The organism is Ideonella sp. FW305-24 (genome assembly GCF_058788035.1).
In genome coordinates, this window is sequence record NZ_JBYTAI010000001.1 from 880,159 (window position 1) to 898,922 (window position 18,764).

The 18,764-nt window shown below is 70.0% G+C and carries 13 protein-coding genes; 6 read left to right on the plus strand and 7 right to left on the minus strand.

Translation table 11 applies throughout. The annotated features are described in order from the left end of the window. Positions 1-43: 43 nt before the first annotated feature. The 5 genes from AC3WR5_RS03935 to AC3WR5_RS03955 form a co-directional block, all read right to left on the minus strand. The gene (locus AC3WR5_RS03935) at positions 44-679 is read right to left on the minus strand and encodes a Spy/CpxP family protein refolding chaperone (RefSeq protein ID WP_492482025.1); all 636 of its coding nucleotides are present in this window, start codon (positions 677-679) and stop codon (positions 44-46) included. 129 nt (positions 680-808) lie between these two features. Next, entirely contained in the window at positions 809-1,498 is a 690-nt protein-coding gene (gene pdeM, locus AC3WR5_RS03940; RefSeq protein ID WP_492482027.1) for a ligase-associated DNA damage response endonuclease PdeM, read from the minus strand. Further along, the gene (locus AC3WR5_RS03945) at positions 1,495-4,104 is read right to left on the minus strand and encodes a ligase-associated DNA damage response DEXH box helicase (RefSeq protein WP_492482029.1); all 2,610 of its coding nucleotides are present in this window, start codon (positions 4,102-4,104) and stop codon (positions 1,495-1,497) included. The genes pdeM and AC3WR5_RS03945 overlap by 4 nt, the downstream gene beginning before the upstream one ends. Then, on the minus strand, positions 4,101-5,780 hold the full coding sequence (locus AC3WR5_RS03950; RefSeq protein ID WP_492482031.1) for an ATP-dependent DNA ligase: 1,680 nt from the start codon (positions 5,778-5,780) through the stop codon (positions 4,101-4,103). The genes AC3WR5_RS03945 and AC3WR5_RS03950 overlap by 4 nt, the downstream gene beginning before the upstream one ends. Beyond that, on the minus strand, positions 5,777-6,814 hold the full coding sequence (locus AC3WR5_RS03955; protein ID WP_492482033.1) for a ligase-associated DNA damage response exonuclease: 1,038 nt from the start codon (positions 6,812-6,814) through the stop codon (positions 5,777-5,779). The genes AC3WR5_RS03950 and AC3WR5_RS03955 overlap by 4 nt, the downstream gene beginning before the upstream one ends. A 132-nt stretch (positions 6,815-6,946) precedes the next feature. Here AC3WR5_RS03955 and AC3WR5_RS03960 point away from each other — a divergent pair, with 132 nt between their 5' ends. From AC3WR5_RS03960 to AC3WR5_RS03985, 6 genes are all read left to right on the plus strand, one after another. Then, positions 6,947-8,308: a DUF1254 domain-containing protein gene (locus AC3WR5_RS03960; protein WP_492482035.1), complete on the plus strand. Its 1,362-nt coding sequence runs from the start codon at positions 6,947-6,949 to the stop codon at positions 8,306-8,308. A gap of 211 nt (positions 8,309-8,519) precedes the next feature. Then, complete coding sequence (locus AC3WR5_RS03965; RefSeq protein WP_492482037.1) at positions 8,520-8,897, plus strand: hypothetical protein; 378 nt, start codon at positions 8,520-8,522, stop codon at positions 8,895-8,897. 352 nt (positions 8,898-9,249) lie between these two features. Next, on the plus strand, positions 9,250-12,468 hold the full coding sequence (locus tag AC3WR5_RS03970) for an efflux RND transporter permease subunit (protein ID WP_492482611.1): 3,219 nt from the start codon (positions 9,250-9,252) through the stop codon (positions 12,466-12,468). Beyond that, entirely contained in the window at positions 12,458-13,621 is a 1,164-nt protein-coding gene (locus AC3WR5_RS03975; protein ID WP_492482039.1) for an efflux RND transporter periplasmic adaptor subunit, read from the plus strand. Before AC3WR5_RS03970 ends, AC3WR5_RS03975 begins: the two co-directional genes overlap by 11 nt. A 2-nt stretch (positions 13,622-13,623) precedes the next feature. Continuing rightward, on the plus strand, positions 13,624-15,081 hold the full coding sequence (locus tag AC3WR5_RS03980; protein WP_492482614.1) for an efflux transporter outer membrane subunit: 1,458 nt from the start codon (positions 13,624-13,626) through the stop codon (positions 15,079-15,081). 42 nt (positions 15,082-15,123) lie between these two features. Further along, a complete protein-coding gene (locus AC3WR5_RS03985) occupies positions 15,124-16,149 on the plus strand; it encodes an aldo/keto reductase (RefSeq protein WP_492482041.1) in 1,026 nt (341 codons plus the stop codon). Between the two features lie 7 nt (positions 16,150-16,156). Here the strand turns inward: AC3WR5_RS03985 and AC3WR5_RS03990 are convergent, their stop codons facing one another. Together AC3WR5_RS03990 and AC3WR5_RS03995 are read right to left on the minus strand one after the other, a co-directional pair. Then, positions 16,157-17,590 (minus strand): FAD-dependent oxidoreductase, encoded by a 1,434-nt coding sequence (locus AC3WR5_RS03990; protein ID WP_492482043.1) that lies wholly within the window; start codon positions 17,588-17,590, stop codon positions 16,157-16,159. Between the two features lie 152 nt (positions 17,591-17,742). Then, positions 17,743-18,654, minus strand: coding sequence for a LysR family transcriptional regulator (locus AC3WR5_RS03995; protein ID WP_492482045.1), 912 nt, complete (start codon positions 18,652-18,654; stop codon positions 17,743-17,745). Positions 18,655-18,764: the final 110 nt, after the last annotated feature.

Consider the following 18,764-nt stretch of genomic DNA (forward strand, 5'->3'; position numbering starts at 1 on the left):
CGCACGGTTTGTTGGGCAAACGTCATGGTATCGCCCTCCTGGCTCAGCTGCGCGGGTTGCCCGGACGGGCATCGGGGCCAGCATCGGGCCGGCCGTCCGGGCCGGGACCGGGGCGACCGTGCGGCTCGCCGTCATGTCCCATGTGCGCCAGGCGTTCGCCCATCTGCTGGCGCTGCTCCGGCGTCAGCACCTTGCTGGCGGCCAGCATGCCCTGGGTCACGCGGCGGCTGACGCTGTCCTCGCGGCTCATCGCCCGCTGGCGCAAGGCCTCGACTGCCGCCGGGTCCACGTTCGGCTGGGTGAACAGCTTGCCCAGTTGCTCATGCTCGCCGCGGCCGGCCTCGTGCAGGGCCTTCACGTCGTCGCGCATCGCGCCAACGATCTTGCGCAGCTCGGCGCGCTGCTCGGGCGTGGCCTTCAGCTCGTCGAGCAAATGGTCCAGCGGCGGGCCTTCGGGCGGCAGGCCGCCACCGTGGCCAACCATCATCATCGCGGGCATGAAGCCACCGCGGGGCATGCCACCGGCCCCGGGATGCGGACGCTCCTGCTGCTGCGCAGGCTGCATCTGGCCCGGCGCTTCGTGCGCAGAAGCCATGGCCACCAGGCCCAGCCCGCCGACCAGCGACAGCAGCAGGCCCAGGCCGACCAGGCGAACCTGGCGCGAAGTCGTGTTCTTCATCGTGTGTCCTCTCGTGCTGTTGCATTGGCACAGCGTGGAGTGAATGCTCGCGGCCACGTGTTGGTCCGGCTTGAGCGCGCCGTAAAGATGCGTAAACCGCGGCGCGGAACCGCGTCAGATGTCTCGCATTCAAGGCACCGCCCAGACGGCATCACCCGCCACTGCAAAGCGTTGCCGCCCCGGAGTCGGCGCCACGCTCGCGCCGCCGGTGAATTCGCCGAAAGCCGGCAGCACCAGCAGTCCGGCGTCGTCCGGAACGGTCCGGTCCAGGCAGAAGCACGGCATGCGCAGTTGGTCGCGCCCCGGGCCTTGCAGCGTCGCAGCCGGGTGCAGGTGGCCCGCCAGCACGCGCTTGCCAGGCAAGCGCTGCGGGTGATGGCAAGCCAGCCAGTCGCCGGCCTCGTCCAGCGGCCAGGGTTCGTCCACCACGTGAATGCCCAAAGACGGCGGCGGGTCGCCCGCGCGAAGGTCATGGTTGCCCCGCACCAGCACGACCGCCAGCGCTGCGTGCGACTCGCGCCAAGCCTGGGCTGCGGCCAGCACAGCCCGCGTCCGGGCTTGCGGCGCGTGCAGGAAGTCGCCGAGGAAGACCAGTTGCGTGGCGGGGCATGCAGCCAGCAGCGCGTCCAGCCGCGCCAGGTTGGCCACCGTGGTGCCTGCGGGCACCGGCTGGCCCAGCGCGCGGAAGGTCGCCGCCTTGCCCAGGTGCAGGTCCGCCACCAGCAGCACGCGCCGCGCCGGCCACCACAGCGCGCGCTCGGGCAGCAGCCAGAGTTCCTGGCCGGCCCATTCCAGGCGATGGTGCCGCGGCGTGCTCACAGCAAGGGCAAGGGGCGGGATGGCCGGCGTGGGCGACGCCGCTTGCCGGGCTCGCCAGTGTCGCGGTCCTGTGAAAAGGCCAGGCCCTGCTGCACCGCGGGCGCCGCAGCTTCCGGCGCGGCGTCGCCCGTGCTCTTGGTGGCGGCGGCTTCGAGCTGCTGCACCATGCGCGCAATGCGCTCGGCCAGCGGCTCGTTGCTGAGCCGTTCGCGGAAGCGCTCGACCATCAGCGGAAAGGCCAGCGGCGTGGGCCGCTTCGGCGCCTGCAGCACCAGGTCGCGCGCATGCATGCGCCGCAGCGCAGCCTGCAGCCGTTCGATGTCCAGCTCGTTGGCCAGCAGCTCCTGCTCGGCCTGCTGCAGCAGCGGGTTGGCCGGGTCGTACTTGCGGAACACCTCGTAGAACAACGCGGACGAGGCCTGCAGTTGCCGATTGCTGCGCCGCTCGCCCGGGTAGCCCTGCGTGATCAAACCGGCAACGCGGGCGATCTCGCGAAAGCGCCGCTGCGCCAGCTCGCTGGCGTTCAGGCTGGCCATCACCTGGGCCAGCACATCGGCCTCGGTGTCCAGCAGCACCGGCAGCTGCTGCGCCCAGTCGCGCGCGGTAGCACTGAGCAGCTCGAAGCCATAGTCGTTGAAGGCCATCGAGAAAGTGCCTGGCGACAGCTGCGCGGCTCGCCAGGCCAGCAGGTTGGCCAGGCCCAGGTGCACCTGGCGGCCCGCAAAGGGGTACAGGAAAAGGTGCCAGCCTTCGCGCGTCTTCAGCACCTCGGCCAGCAGCGTGCCCGGCGCCGGCAGCCGGGACCAGGCCTGCTGCACTGCCAGCAGCGGCCTGGCAAAGGCCAGCTCGGGGCTGTCGTAGCGGCCCGCGTCGGCCTCGGCGAACTGCTGGACCGTCGCATCCGCCAGCGTGGTGGACAGCGGCATGCGCCCGCCGTTCCAGCGCGGCACCGTCGCCCGGCCGGCGGGCGCACGTTTGACCTGCGCGGTCATCTGATGCACCCGCACCAGTTCCAGCAGCCGGCCGGCGAACAGGAAGCGGTCGCCCGGCTTCATGCGTGCGATGAAGCTCTCTTCGACCTGCCCCAGCCGCGCACCGCCGACGAATTCCACCGTCATGCTGGCATCGCTGACGATGGTGCCGATGTTCATGCGGTGGCGCCGCGCCACCGCCGCGTCCGGCACGCGCCAGCGGCCGGTGTCGTCTGCGGCCACGCGGCGGTATTCCGGGTAGGCGGCCAGCGACGGCCCGCCGCGCCTCACGAAGTCCAGGCACCACTGCCAGGCCTCGGGCGACAGCGCCGCATAGGCCGCCGTGCGCCGCACCTCGGCGTACAGCGCGTCGGGCTCGAAACCGCCACCCAGCGCCACCGTCACCAGGTGCTGCACCAGCACGTCCAGCGGCTGATGCGGCGTGCGCCGGGACTCGATGTGTCCTGCCGCCACCGCCGCCCGCGCAGCCGCGCCTTCGATCAGTTCCAGGCTGTGCGTGGGCACCAGCGTGATGCGCGACGGCCGGCCCGGCGCGTGGCCCGAGCGGCCCGCGCGCTGCAGCAGCCGTGCCACGCCCTTGGGCGAGCCGATCTGCAACACCCGCTCCACCGGCAGGAAGTCCACGCCCAGGTCCAGGCTGGAGGTGCAGACCACCGCTTTCAGCTGCCCGGCCTTCAGCCCTGCCTCCACCCATTCCCGCGTATCCCGGGCCAGCGAGCCGTGGTGCAGCGCGATCTGCCCGGCCCAGTCCGGCCGCGCGTCCAGCAGCGCCTGGTACCAGAGCTCGGCCTGCGAACGGGTGTTGGTGAAGACCAGCGAGGACGGGCTGCCGTCCAACTCGGCCACCACCTGCGGCAGCATGCGCAGGCCCAGGTGACCGGCCCAGGCAAAACGCTCGGCGGTGGGTGGCAGCAGCGTGTCGATCTGCAAGGCCTTGGGCAGCTGCGCGCGCACCAGCCGGCCCGGCCGGCCCGGGCCCAGCAGCGTGGCCATCGCTTCATCCAAGTTGCCAAGCGTGGCCGACAGCGCCCAGGTCATTGGCAACGCGCCGCGCGCCAGCACCTGCAGCCGCGCCAGTGCCAGCTGCACCTGCACGCCCCGCTTGTTGCCCAGCAGCTCGTGCCATTCGTCCACCACCACCAACCGCACCGTGCCCAGCACCTCCGCCACATCGGCCCGGGCCAGCATCAGTGACAGGCTCTCGGGCGTGGTCACCAGCGCGGTGGGCAGGCGCTTGTTCTGCGCGCTGCGCTCGGCGCTGCTGCTGTCTCCCGTGCGCATGCCAAGCGTCCAGCGTGCGAGCGGCGTGCTCCCGTCGCGCAGCGCCAGCAGCGGCGCCTCCAGCGCGCGCTGCGTGTCGGCGGCCAGCGCCCGCATCGGCGTGATCCACAGCACCGTCAGCGGTGGCGCGGCCTTGCCCGTGGCGCGCGCTTCGTCCGCCAGCGCCAGCAGCGCGCCCAGCCACACGGCATAGGTCTTGCCGGCACCGGTCGTCGCATGCAGCAGGCCGGATTCGCCACGCTGCATCGCGGCCCAGACCTCGCGCTGGAACGGGAATGGCGACCAGCCCAGGCCTTCCCACCAAGCTGCGAGCACGTCTTCTGTCGGTGTCACGCCTTGGCTCCCGGCAGCAGCAGCGACAGCGTCTGCAGCGTGTCGGCCTCGCTCACCGGCTTGTCCTGCCGCCAGCGCAGCATGCGCGGAAAGCGCACCGCAATGCCGCTCTTGTGGCGCGGGCTGCGCGCAATGCCTTCGAAGCCCAGCTCGAAGACCAGCGTGGGCTCGACGCTGCGCACCGGCCCGAAGCTCTCGCGCGTGGTGCGGCGGATGATCGCGTCGACCTGCTTCATCTCCTCGTCGGTCAGCCCCGAATAGGCCTTGGCAAACGGGACCAGCGCGCGGCTCGGATCTTCGGGCGGACCGTTCCACACGGCGAAGGTGTAGTCGGTGTAGAGGCTGGCGCGGCGGCCATGGCCGCGCTGGGCATAGACCAGCACCGCGTCCACCGCATACGGCTCGATCTTCCACTTCCACCACACGCCGTCCACCCGCGTGCGGCCGCTGCCATAGGCCGAAGCCTGCGACTTCAGCATCAGCCCTTCGACACCCAGCGCACGCGACTGCGCCCGTTGCTCGGCGAGGCCCGCCCAGCCCTGCGCCGTGGGCACGCGCGGGCTGAGCCGCAGCGAAGGATGCGGATGCGCCGCGACCAGCGCTTCCAGCCGCGCGCGGCGCTCATGCTGCGCCACCTGACGCAGGTCCTGCCCGGCCTGCTCCAGCAGGTCGTAGGCCAGCAGCGCCACCGGCAATTCGCCGAGCAGCTTGGGCCCCAAGGTCTTGCGACCAATGCGGCGCTGCAGCTCGGCAAACGGCTGCACCAGCCCGCCTCGCCAGACGACCAGCTCGCCGTCCAGCACCGTGCCCGGCGGCAGCACCGCGGCCAGCGTGGCGACCTCGGGAAAGCGGTCTGTCACCAGTTCCTCGCCGCGCGACCAGAGCCAGGCCTGGCCCTCGCGGCAGACCAGCTGCGCGCGGATGCCGTCCCACTTCCACTCGACCAGCCAGTCGTCCGGCGAGCCCAGCTCCGCGGCCAATGCCTCTGGCGTGTCCAGCGCAGGCGGCAGCGGGTGGGCGAGGAAAAACGGATACGGGTGACCGCCACGCGCGGCCGGCAAGTCCTCGCCTTCGACCGCTTCGGCGACGGGTTCCACCAGATGCGACCACGCCGTCTCGTCCGGCCGCGCCTGCGGGTGCGTGTAGCCCATCAGCCGCTGTGCAATCGTCTTGGCGTCCACGCCCGCCACCGCGGCCAGCGCCTGCGTGACCTGCAGCCGAGAGACGCCAACACGCAGCGCGCCAGTGATCAACTTGAGGTAGACGAACCGCTCGTCGTCCGGCAGCGTGCGCCATTGCAGCAGCAGCTCGGCCACGCGCTGTTCGTCGCCCAGCTCGCGCAGCGGCAGCAGGTGCAGGTTGATCCACTCGGCCAGCGGTCGGCGCAGTGGCGCTTCGGCCGGCGGCAGCAGCAGCGCAATCGTCTCGGCCAGGTCGCCCACGGCTTCGTAGCATTCGTCGAACAGCCATTCCGGCAGCGCCGCGGCCTGCTGGGCCAGCGTGCGCAAGACCTTGGTTGGCACCAGCTGGCGCGGCTTGCCACCCGCCAGCACGTAGACGGCCCAGGCCGCATCGGCCGGCAACGCGGCGCGCAGGTAGCGCTGCAAAGCGTCCTGTTTGGCGCGGGTGGACGTGGAGGCGTCCAGCGCGCGGTAGAGCGCGGCGAAGTCCTTCATGCGGCTTCGCCTTCGGTGGGGGCTTCAGGCGCTGCAGCAGTGTCGGCCTCGCTGCCGCCCTCGCCTTCGTACTCAGTGCGAAAGCCTTCGGCCTGCAAACCCTGCTCGGTCAGCCAGCGCACCATCACCTGCACGCTGCCGTGGGTCACGATGACACGCTGCGCGCCGGTGGCGCGGATCGCGCTTTGCAGCCCCGGCCAGTCCGCGTGGTCGGACATCACGAAGCCACGGTCCACGCCGCGCCGCCGCCGCGCGCCGCGCACCAGCATCCAGCCGCTGGCAAACGCGTCCGAGGCATTCGGGAAGCGCTTCATCCAGGGCGAGCCCAGCGCCGAAGGCGGCGCCACAACCAGCGCGCGCTTCAGTTCGGTGGCCGAGCAGTCCGTTGCCAGCCGCGTCTCGGGCAGCGCCACGCCGGCGGCGCGATAGGACTGGTTGACCGCCTCGACGGCGCCATGCACCACCAGCGGCCCGGTCGAAGCGTCCAGCCCGGCGAGCAGCCGCTGCGCCTTGCCGAAGGCATAGGCGCCCACCACGCTGGGGCGCCCAGCCGCCGCGTTCTCGGCCCACCATTGCTGCACCTCGGCCATCAACTGCGCCGGGGTGGGCCAGCGGTAGATCGCCAGGCCGAAGGTGGATTCGGTGATGAAGGTGTGGCAGCGCACCGCCTCGAAGGGCGTGCAGGTCGGGTCGGCCTCGACCTTGTAGTCACCCGACGCGACCCACACCTCGCCCTGCCACTCGATGCGCACCTGCGCCGAACCCAGCACGTGCCCCGCCGGGTGCAGCGAGACGCGCACGCCTTGCTGCGTGACGACCTCGCCGTACTCGACCGTCTGCAAGTGGATGTCGCCCAGCCGGCCGCGCAGCACGCCGGCGCTGGCCACATGCGCCAGGTAGTGGCCGTGGCCCACCCGGGCGTGGTCTGAATGGGCATGGGTGATGATGGCCCGCGCCACCGGCCGCCAGGGGTCGATGTAGAAATCGCCGGGTGGGCAATACAGCCCCTCGGGACGGGCGACGACCAGGTCCATCGAGCGACGCTAGCACGCCGCCGCCGGCCGGCGTGTCAGCGAAGGCCGACTCGCGCCCCCTGCACAGTAGGTGTTTTGCGAGCCTGCACCTGCCGCCTACGATGGCAGGCACGACAAACGCCAGGGAAGCCCATGCCACGTTTCGCCATCGCCTCGTTCGCCGCACTCCTGCTGAGCGTCTACGCACCGGCCCAAGCCGCTCCACCGGCCGAGATGCCGCTCAAGCCAGCGTTCGACTACGCCTTCCCTCTGCAGGAAATGGCCAAGCTGCGGCTGGCCCGCCTGGGCGACGGGCAGACGCCGACCGAATTCCGGCTGAACCAGTGGATCCACATGCGCGCACTGCTGGGGCCTGCGGACCGGCGCGTGACGGCGCCAAACAACGACACGCTGTATTCACTGGCCTGGCTGGACCTGGCCAACGGGCCGGTGCGGCTGTCGCTGCCCGATACCCAGGGCCGTTACTACTCGGTGGCGGTGCTGGACATGTACACCAACAACGTCGCGGTGCTGGGCCGGCGCACCGGCGGCACCCGGGCGCGCGAAGTGCTGCTGGTCGGCCCGCGCTGGCAAGGCCCGCTGCCCGAAGGCCAGCAGGTGGTGCAGAGCACGACCAACGACGTGCTGCTGCTCTCGCGCATGCTGGTGGACGGCCCGGCGGACCTGCCGGCCGTGCATGCGCTGCAGGACCAGCTGAAGCTGGCGCCGCTGGCCCAGGCGCCCACGCAGCCGCTGTGGATCAGCGCGCCGCTGGTGCCGGCCAGCGACACCAGCCCCATGGCCGCCGCGCGGCGCTACCTGGAAATGGTCAACGAAATGCTGGCGCGCAACCCGCCGCCCGCCTACGAGCAGGCCAAGCTGGACGCCTGGGCCGCCATTGGCGTGTGCGGTGCGCGGTGCCGCTGGAACCAGCTGTCGCCCGAGGTCCAGCAGCGCTGGGCCACCGAACTGCCCGGCCTGCTGGCCGAACTCAAGCGCAATGCCAGCCTGGGCAAGCCGCAGCCCGGCGGCTGGACCAAGCCGCTGGACACGCTGGGCGACTTCGGCACCGACTACCGCTACCGGGCCGACGTGGCACTGACCGGCTTGCTGGCCTTGATCCCGCCGGAGGACAGCAATGCCACGGTGAAGGTCGACGGCCGCGGTGAGCCGCTGAGCGGGCAGCACCGCTACCGCCTGAGCCTGCCGGCCGGCGGCATGCCGGTGGACGGCTTCTGGTCCCTCTCGATGTACCAGGAAGAGCCCGACGGCCGGCTGTTCTTCACCGACAACCCGCTCAAGCGCTACACGCTGGGCGACCGCACGCCGGGCCTGAAGCGAGGCGCGGACGGCAGCGTGGTGATCGAGGTCGGCAACAGCCAGCCCACGGACGCCGCTGCCAACTGGCTGCCGGCACCCACCGGCCCGTTCATGCTGGTGATGCGCGCCTACCAGCCCAGGGCGGAGGTATTGGACGGTCGCTTCCAGATGCCGGCGGTGCAGCGGCTGGATTGAGATCAGGAACGGCGTGGGAACAGCGCTTGCCCATGGGCTGTGTGCGGCGAGGTATTTCTCTCGTCATGCAGCCGCCGGTCGGAAGCTACCTGTCTTATGCGTAAAACATTGTGCGTAAAACAGGGATGTGCCTTCCGGTAACTCTTACTTCAAACTGGAAGCTTCAACGATGTACAAGAAAATCCTGGCCGCAAGTGCTCTTTTGGCCTCCATGAGCATGGCGCACGCCTTCGTGAACTCGGCGATTGCGCTGGATGGCTATTGCGACAGTTTCACCGACCTCACCACCGAAGGCCAGACCGGCGCCGCCGGCACCTGGCACAACGTGGACTGCAATGGCACCACGCTCACCACCGGCGGCGCGCAGGTTCGCACCGGCACCGACCTCCGCATCGGCTACGTGCTGGGCAGCAGCGGCGCGGCGATGCTGATGCCAAGCGGCAAGGAAGTGACCTGGTGGATCAAGGACGACAAGACCTGGACCGTGTATGACTGGCAGGGCGTGGTGCTCAACCAGGGCACCTGGACCGCGATGCCCCGCGGCACCCTGGCGCCGAGCGGCAGCGCACCGAGCGTGATCGGCCGCTGAACCCAGCCGCCTGACGCAAAAGGCCGCCTCCGATGGGAGGCGGCTTTTTTTTGCGTGTTGATTGGCAAACCCGGCTTGCCAATCCATCAAGCGGCGGCTGGCTGGCGCCTGGCACAGCTTGTTCATGAAGTCGCGCCTGCCCCGGTGCGGGTACAGCTCGCGGCAAGGCGGGCCTGCTGCTGCCAGGGTTGGCGCATTGCTGCAGAATTGGTTACACCTGCGCCCGCCCGCGCGTCTTCGCCAGTCTCCCTGTGCCGCCGCCTGGCTTGCCTGGCGGCGGCGTCATGTTCAAGCCCCCCACGCTGCCAAGCAGTCCTGCCATGCCCTTGATTTCCGGAGCGCCCACAACATGCTGATGGCAGCTGTCCGCATCGCGCTCAGCCGCCCGTACACCTTCCTGGTGATGGCGCTGCTGCTGCTGATCGTCGGGCCGCTGGCAGCCTTGCGCACGCCGACCGACATCTTTCCCGAGATCCGCGTGCCGGTGATTGCGGTGGCATGGCAATACACAGGCCTGCCGCCAGACCAGATGGCCGGCCGCATCGCCACGCTGTTCCAGCGCACCTTGACCACCACGGTCAACGACATCGAGCACATCGAGTCCAACTCCTACCCCGGCGTCAGCGTCGTCAAGATCTTCTTCCAGCCCGGCGTGAACGTGGCGGTGGCCAATGCACAGGTCACGGCCGTGTCGCAGGTCGTCGTGCGGCAGATGCCGGCCGGCATCACGCCGCCGCTGATCCTGAACTACAACGCCGCCACCGTGCCCATCCTGCAACTGGCGCTGTCGGGCAAGGGCCTGAGCGAGCAGCAGCTGTTCGACCTGGGCTTCAACACCGTGCGCACGCCGCTGGTCACGGTCTCGGGCGCGGCGATTCCGCTGCCTTACGGCGGCAAGCAGCGCCAAGTGCAGATCGACATCGACCCCGCGGCACTGCAGGCCCGCGGCCTGTCGGCCCAGGACGTGGCGGCGGCGCTCGCCGCGCAGAACGTGCTCACCCCCATCGGCACGCAGAAGATCGGCGAGCTGGAATACACGCTGCAGCTCAACAGCGCCCCCTCTGTCATTGCCGAGCTGGGCCGGCTGCCGGTGAAGGTCGTGGGCGGCAGCACCATCTACCTGAGCGACGTGGCCGAGGTGCACGACGGCAACGCGCCGCAGACCAACATCGTGCATGTGGACGGTGGCCGCTCGGTGCTGATGTCGGTGCTGAAGAACGGCGCGGCGTCGACGCTGGCCATCGTCGACGGCGTGCGCGCGAAGCTGGCCGAACTCAAGCCCTCGCTGCCCGAAGCGCTGAACGTGGTGCCCATCAACGACCAGTCGATCTTCGTGCGCGCCGCGGTCAAGGGCGTGGCGACCGAAGGCGCGATTGCCGCGGCGCTGACCAGCGTGATGATCCTGCTGTTCCTGGGCAGCTGGCGCTCGACGCTGATCATCGCCGTGTCCATCCCGCTGTCCATCCTGGGCGCCATCATCGCGCTGTCGGCCATTGGCGAGACGCTGAACCTGATGACGCTGGGCGGCCTGGCGCTGGCGGTGGGCATCCTGGTGGACGACGCGACCGTCACCATCGAGAACATCAACTGGCACCTGGAACAGGGCAAGGACGTGCGCACCGCCATCCTGGACGGCGCGCAGCAGATCGTCACCCCCGCCTTCGTCTCGCTGCTGTGCATCTGCATCGTGTTCATCCCGATGTTCTTCCTCGACGGCGTCTCGCGCTTCCTGTTCGTGCCCATGGCCGAAGCGGTGATCTTCGCGATGATCTTCTCGTTCCTGCTGTCGCGCACGCTGGTGCCGACGATGGCGAACTTCCTGCTGCGCCCGCACGCGCCACACACCGACCTGCACGGCCGCGACGGTGACCTGCCGCCCTCGCGCAACCCGCTGGTGCGCTTCCAGCGCCGCTTCGAGGCCGGCTTCGAGCGCGTGCGCGAAAGCTACCGCGGCGTGCTGGAACTCGCGCTGTCACGCCGCCGTCCGTTCCTGATCGGCTTTGTCGCGGTGGTCGCGCTCTCGTTCCTGCTGCTGCCCTTCATCGGCAGCAACTTCTTTCCGCAGGTCGACTCGGGCCAGATCCTGATGCATGCGCGCGTGCCGGTGGGTACGCGGGTGGAGGAGACGGCTGTGCGATTCGCGCGCATCGAGCAGGCGATCCGCCGCGTGATCCCATCGGAAGAAATCACCACGCTGGTCGACAACATCGGCCTGCCGCCCAGCAGCATCAACCTGACCTACAACAACACCGGCGCCTCCGGCTCGCATGACGGCGACTTCCAGATCGCCCTGCGCGAGGGCCACCAGCCCACGGCCGACCATGTGCGCAAGCTGCGCGAGGTGCTGCCCAAGGAATTCCCGGACACCACCTTCTCGTTCCCACCGGCCGACATCGTCAGCCAGATCCTGAACTTCGGCTCGCCCGCGCCCATCGACCTGCAGGTCCGCGGCCGCGACATGGACGCCAACTTCGCCTATGCGCAGCAGCTGCTCAAACGGGTGAAGGCCATTCCCGGCGTGGCGGACGCACGCATCCAGCAGTCCAACAAGGCGCCGGTGTTCAAGGTCGAGGTGGACCGCACCCAGGCCCAGCTGCTGGGCCTGAGCACACGCGACGTGACCAACAGCCTGGTGGTCAACCTCGCGGGCAGCAGCCAGGTCGCGCCCACCTACTGGCTGAACCCGGTCAATGGCGTGAGCTACCCCATCGTGATGCAGACGCCGCAGCGCGAGCTGGACTCGCTGTCTGCGCTGGCCAACCTGCCGGTGGGCAATGGCGCCAGCACGGGCAGCACCACGCTGGGTGGCCTGGCGCGCTTTGAGCGTGGCACCGGCAGTTCCATCGTCAGCCAGTACGACATCCAGACCATGGTGCAGATCCACGCCACCACGCAGGACCGCGACCTCGGCGCCGTGGCCGCCAACGTTCGCCGCGTGATCGCCGAAACCGCGGCCGACGTGCCCAAGGGCTCCAACGTGCAGTTGCTGGGCCAGGTGCGCACCATGGACCGCGCCTTCTCCGGCCTGCTGTTCGGCCTGCTCGGCGCCATCGTGCTGATCTACCTGCTGATCGTCGTGAACTTCCAGTCCTGGCTGGACCCGGCGGTCATCGTCTCGGCCCTGCCCGCGGCGCTGGCCGGCATCGTCTGGATGCTGTTTGCCACCGACACCACGCTGTCAGTCCCGGCCCTCACCGGCGCCATCATGTGCATGGGCGTGGCCACCGCCAACAGCGTGCTGGTGATCAGCTTCGCGCGCGAACGCCTGGCCGAGCTGGGAGACGCGACCGCCGCTGCGCTGGAAGCCGGCTTCGTGCGCTTCCGCCCGGTCCTGATGACTGCGCTGGCCATGGTCATCGGCATGCTGCCGATGGCGCTGGGCCTGGGCGAAGGCGGCGAGCAGAACGCGCCGCTGGGCCGCGCGGTGATCGGCGGGCTGGTCTTCGCCACCTTTGCCACGCTGGTCTTCGTGCCCGTCGTGTTCAGCCTGGCGCACCGCCGGCATGAGCATGCTGCGCCTGTGGCCGGCCCGCTTCTTCCTTCTTCCGGACATCCCTCCCATGCGAACTGAACCCACCCGTTCCCCGCGGCTGCGGCTGGTCTCCATCACCGCTGTTGCATTGGCTGTCGTGGTCGTGGCGACCGGCCTGTGGACGCGCAAGTCGCGGGCAGAACAGCTGCGCGAAGGCATCACCGCCAGCGCCGTGCCCACCGTCACGCTGATCTCGCCGGCCGCGCTTGCCTCGACCAGGCTCGAACTGCCCGCCCGCATCGAAGCCTGGGCCCGCGCGCCCATCTATGCGCGTGTCAGCGGCTACCTGAAGAACTGGCAGGTCGACATTGGCGGCCCGGTCAAGGCCGGCCAGCTGCTGGCCGAAATCGAAACGCCGGACCTGGACCAGCAGCTGATGCAGGCCAGGGCCGAACTCGCCGCTGCGCGCAGCAATGCGGCCCTGGCCGCCAGCACCGCGCAGCGCTGGCAGACCCTGCTGGCGACCGATTCCGTGTCGCGCCAGGAGGCCGATGAGCGGGCCGGCGACATGGCCGCCAAGCAGTCCGCCGCGAATGCGATGCAGGCCAACGTCGACCGCGTGCAGGCGCTGCAGCGCTACACCCGGCTGGTCGCGCCGTTCGACGGCGTGGTCACCGCGCGCAACACCGACATCGGCGCGCTGATCGGCGTTGGCGGCGCGCCGGGCAGCGAGCTGTTCGTGGTGTCCGACGTGCGCAAGCTGCGCGTCTACGTCAGCGTGCCGCAGCGGCAGGTCGCCGCGTTGCGCCCCGGCACGCAAGCGGTGTTGACGGTGCCTGAGCGGCCGGGCCAGCGTTATGTGGCCACCGTCGCCTCGCTGGCCCAGTCCATCAACGGCAGCACCGGCGCCATGCTGGTGCAGCTCACGGTGGACAACGCCAAGGGCGAACTGCTGCCCGGCGGCTTCGCCAGCGTGAGCCTGGACAACGCACCCGGCACCGGTGGCATCGGCGTGCCGCCGGGCGCGCTGATCATCGGCAAGGCGGGCGTGCAGGTGGCCACTGTTGGCCAGGACAACCGCGTCAAGCTCAAGCAGGTGGACGTGGCGCGCGACCTCGGCAGCGTGGTCGAACTGGCGGGTGTGCCGGCGGGTGGCCTGGCTGCGGCGGACCGAGTCATCGCCAGCCCGCCAGACGGCATCCAGGACGGCGACGAGGTGCGTGTGCTGGCCGAGCCGAAGAAGGGCGCGTGATGATGCGGCGCGGATTCATCGCCGTTGCCTGGTCCGCGGCCTGTGTGGTGGGTTGTTCGCAGGCACCGGTGGTGCCTCTGCCCGAAATCCCCAGCGCGGCAGCCTTCAAGGAAGCACCGTCCGCAGTGGCGGGTGCAGACCTGCCGCCGCTGCAATGGGACAGCTGGTGGCAGGCCTTTGGCGACCCGGCGCTGGACGGGCTTGAGCAGCTGCTGCTGCAAAACAGCCCCGACCTCGCCAGCGCCCTCGCCCGCTACCAGCAAGCCCGTGCCGCGACCGACGCGCTGCGCGCAGCCGAGTCGCCCACGCTGGGCACGTCGCTGAATGTCCAGCGCAACCGCCAGTCCGACCGCCGGCCGCTGCGCGTGCTGGGCCCGAACTCGCCCGACGAATACAACAGCGCCACGCTGGGCCTGGACTTCCAGTACGAGCTGGACCTGTGGGGCCGCGTGAAGCAGCAGGTGGCCGCGGGCAGCGCCAACGAGCGGGCCGCGCAGGCCGACCTGGCCGCCGCCCGGCTCGCGCTGCAAGCCCAGCTGGCCGACACCCTCGTGGCCTTGCGTGGCCTGGACCAGGAAGCCCGCCTGCTGCAGGAAACCGAAGCCGCCTACCAGCGCGCCGCCGAGCTGATCGGCCGCCGGCATGACGCCGGCATTGCCTCCGGGCTGGACCTGGCGCGTGCCGAAGGCCAGCTGGCCTCCACGCGCTCGCAGCTGCGCCAGTCGCGCGCGCAGCGGGCGGTGCAGGAACATGCGATTGCGGCGCTGGTGGGTGCCAGCGCGTCGACCTTCTCGCTGCCCGCCGAACCGGTGTCGATGACGCTGCCCCAGGTGCCGCTGCTGCAGCCCTCCACGCTGCTGCAGCGCCGGCCTGATGTGCTCGCCGCGCAGCAGCGCGTGCTGGCCGCCAATGCCAGCGCCGGTGCCGCACGCGCCGCATTTTTCCCGGCGGTCCAGCTCAGCGGGCAAGCCGGCTTCCAGAGTTCGGACCTGGGCCGCTTCATCGAGATGCCCAACCTGTTCTGGGCCCTGGGGCCGACGCTGGTGTTCAACCTGCTGGACGGCGGGCGCCGCCAGGCCGACAACGCGCGGGCAGATGCCGCCGTCGAAGAAGCCGCGCAGCGCTACCGCGGCGTGGTGCTGGCCGCCTTCCAGCAGACCGAGGACCAGCTCGCCTTGCTGGGCCGCTATGGCGAAGCAGCCGTGGCAGAGCGCGAGGCCACCGTGGCGACCGCCCGCGCGCTGGCGCTGGCCACCAACCGCTACAACGCCGGTGCGGCCAGCTACCTGGAAGTCGTCAGCTCGCAAACGGCCAACCTGCAGGCGCAACGCAGCGCGCTGGACCTGGGCACCCGCCAGCGCCGCGCCACGGTGCAACTGGTGCGCGCGCTGGGCGGCGGCTGGTCGGCCGAGCTCGCGCAGACCGCGGCTGCCGCGACCGACGCCGCAGCCCAGCGCTGACCACGGACCCACAGCACCATTCCCACCTCAACGGAAACCGCCATGCAATACAGACGACTCGGCCGCAGCGGCCTGAAGGTTTCGCCCCTCTGCCTGGGCGCGATGATGTTCGGCGACCAGAGCGATGAGGCCACCGCGGTGCAGATCATCGACAGCGCACGCGAAGCCGGCATCAACTTCATCGACACGGCCGACGTGTACGCCGGAGGCCGGTCCGAGGAGATCGTCGGCCGCGCGGTAAAGGCGGACCGCGACCGCTGGGTCATCGCCACCAAGGTCGGTTTCCCGGCGGGCAACACCGCACCAGCCGGGCCGGACCTGTCGCGCAAGTACGTGATGCTGGCAGTCGAGCAAAGCCTGCGCCGGCTGGGCATCGATTGCATCGACATTTACTACCTGCACCGCGACGACGCCAGCACGCCGCTGGAAGAGACCGTGCACGCGCTGGCCGACCTGGTGCACCAGGGCAAGATCCGCCACATCGGCCTGTCGAACTTCCGCGCCTGGCGCGTGGCCGAAGTGGTGCGGGTGTGCGATGAGCTGGGCATCGACCGCCCGGTCGCCTGCCAGCCACAATACAACGCGATGAACCGCATGCCCGAGGTCGAGCTGCTGCCGGCGTGCGAGCATTACGGCATTGGCGTCGTGCCCTACAGCCCGCTGGCGCGCGGCATCCTCACCGGCAAATACGCCAGCATGGACGCCCTGCCTGCCGGCAGCCGCGCCGCACGCGCGGACCGGCGCATGCTGCAGACGGAGCTGCGGCCAGAGTCCATCGCGCTGTCGCGCCGCATCCACGACCACGCGCAGGCACATGGCAGCAGCGCCTCGCACTTCGCGATCAACTGGGTGCTGAACAACGCACAGGTGCATTCGGTGATTGCCGGCCCGCGCACGCTCGAACAATGGCAGGACTACCTCGCCGCGCTGGCCTCGCCGTTCACCGCCGAGGACGAGGCCCTGGTGGACACGCTGGTGGCGCCAGGCCATCCGTCCACGCCCGGCTTCACCGACCCGCAGTACCCGGTGACCGGCCGCGTGCCGCGCACCGGCAAGGCCGCCGGCTGAGGCAGGCTCAGCGCTGGACCAGGCGCTGCAGGCGGCTCAGCCGCGCGCTGCCGCCCGACAAACCCTGCGCCACGCCCATCGCCGACAGCAGCGCCGTCTCCTGCGAGTCGAAGGGCTGCGTGTAGCCGCCGGCAAACCAGATGCCGCCGCGGCCCTGTTGGGCGGCCAGCAGTTTCTGCGACTGGATCGCGCCCACCGTCGGCAGCATGTGGCGGTATTGCTCGGTCGCCAGCAGCTGTTGCGGCGGCGCGCGGTGGCTGATCCAGCTCTTCCACAGCCCGCTACTGCCGATCACCGGGTCCAGCCACATCGAGGCCTCGCAGGCGCTGCCCTCGGCGCTGCAGTTCAGGAAGGACCAGTGCCGTGGATCGGCCGGTGCGAAGGCTGGGTCGGTGTGCAGCGCCAGCGTCGCGTCGTAGAACGGAATGCCCTGCAGCGCGCTGCGTTGCGCCGCGGTACCGGGCAGGCCGGCCAGCAGCGACAGCGTGGGCGGGCCGGAGGCGGCGAAGACGACCGCATCAAAGTCCGCCGTGGGCAAGCCTTGCGGCTGCACACGGAACCCGCCGCCCGGCGCCGGTGACACCGCTTCGACCGCTGCGCTGATGTGCATCTGCACCGTGCCGAACTGCGCCACCATGCGTTTCAGCGGCTCGCTCATGCCGCGCTTGAGCACGTAGTACAGCACCGGGTCGGTCAACGCGGGCGGCAACGCGCCGGCAGCGAACACCATCAGCGCCCGCGCCGAAAGCCCACCCGTCTCGCTCACGTCACCCGAGTTCAGCGACGCGGCCCACGGCAGGATCATGGTCTCGGCCTGCGCCGGCGTGAGGTTCAGCGACGCCAGCCAGTCGCCCATCGACAGCGACCAACTCGCATCCCGCTGCTCGCGCCGCTGCGCCGCGTTGAACACCGTCTGGAAAGCCTGCACGCCGGAGCGGTTCCATGGCGCCAGCAGCGGCCACGCGCGCCCGGGCAGCACCGGCGAGACAAAACGCGGCGTCGCCTCGTCGGGCGACGACAAGGTGATCGACGCCACGAAGCTGTGCGACTCCCCGCTGTCCACCGGCCACAGCCCCAGCTGCGACAGCAGCTGCACGTAGGTTGGATATGGCCCCGGATGAAAGAACTGCGCCCCCATGTCCACCGGCAGCACCTGCCCGCCCACAGGCACCGACAAGGTCCGCACGTTCCCACCAATCGTGTCCCGCGCCTCGTACAACTGCACCTCGCACACACCGTCCAGCAGCCACGCACAGGCAATGCCCGCCATGCCGCCACCGATGATGGCCACCCGCGGCAAGGTCGCGGCGCGGGCGCGTCGCTGCGGCAAGGCCGCTGCGACTGTGCCGGCGGCCAAGCCGCCCAGCACGCGCCGTCGCCGCGGCCCGTCGGCTGGAGACAAGTCCGAAGCGATGGGTGTGGATGGGTTATCCGCTGACATGGCAAGCACCTCCGTGTTGGCGGCATCGTAGCCAGCCTGCACGGCAAGTCGATGGGGGTTTGCCAAATCGAATTGCCCAGCGTCAGATTGAGAAGACGGAGGAGAGCCCGGCACCAGATCCTCACCGCTGGCGCAGCGCGACCTGCGCTGCCTCAGCGAGCGGTGTTGTAGGGTGCGAATACTTCCACGACCCAGTCGACGAAGACGCGCAGCTTGGCGCTCAGGTGGCGGTTGGGCCGATAAGCCACATGGAACGGCATGGGCGGAGGCGCCCACTCAGCCAGCACCTCGACCAGGGCGCCACTCTCGATGTGCGGCTGCACGATGGGTCCGAAGGTCTGCACGAGACCGAGGCCGGCCAAAGCAGCGTTGACGTGCGCGGTGCTTTCGTTGACGGAGATCGGGCCCTGGCCTGCGATCTCGAAGCGCTCTGCGCCGCGCACGTATGGGGCCGGAACGATCCGGCCGGTGCCGGCCGAGAAAAAACTGGCCATCGCATGCCTGCCGTCCAACAGTTCCTGCGGGCTTTCCGGCACGCCATGCCGCTTCAGATAGGCCGGCGAGGCGACAGTCGTGAAGGCCATCCGCGCAATGCGACGGGCCACCAATGACTGGTCGGTCAACGCGCCGCCGCGGATCACGCAATCGACCGCTTCACCCACCAGGTCCACCGGTCGGTCACTGACGCCCAGCGCGAGTTGGACTTGAGGAAAGCGCTGGTAGAAGCCGGGCAGCCGCGGCATCACGATCAGATTGGCAACGACCGATCCGACGTCGACACGGATGCAGCCCTTGGGATCGGTCCGATCCTGCGTCAGATCGGATTCGATCTCGTCAATGTCCCTCAGCACGCGTGCCGTGCGCTCGTAGTAGGCCGCCCCCTCGGGGGTGACGGTCACGCGCCGGGTGGTGCGCTGCAGCAGCTTCACCTTCAGGTGGGTTTCCAACTGTTGTACGAGCTTGGTCACGCTGGGCTTGGGCATCTGCAACTGGTCTGCTGCGCGCGCGAAAGCGCCAGCCTCGACCACCCGGGCGAAGACGCGCATGGCGGTGATCTGGTCCATCGGGCCATTATTAGCGGATCGGAAATGGACAAGTGCCCGCCGCGATCTTGGCCAGGTTCGGATGGGCACCCAAACTGCGTTGCATCTCAGGCCAACGCAAGGACTCCACC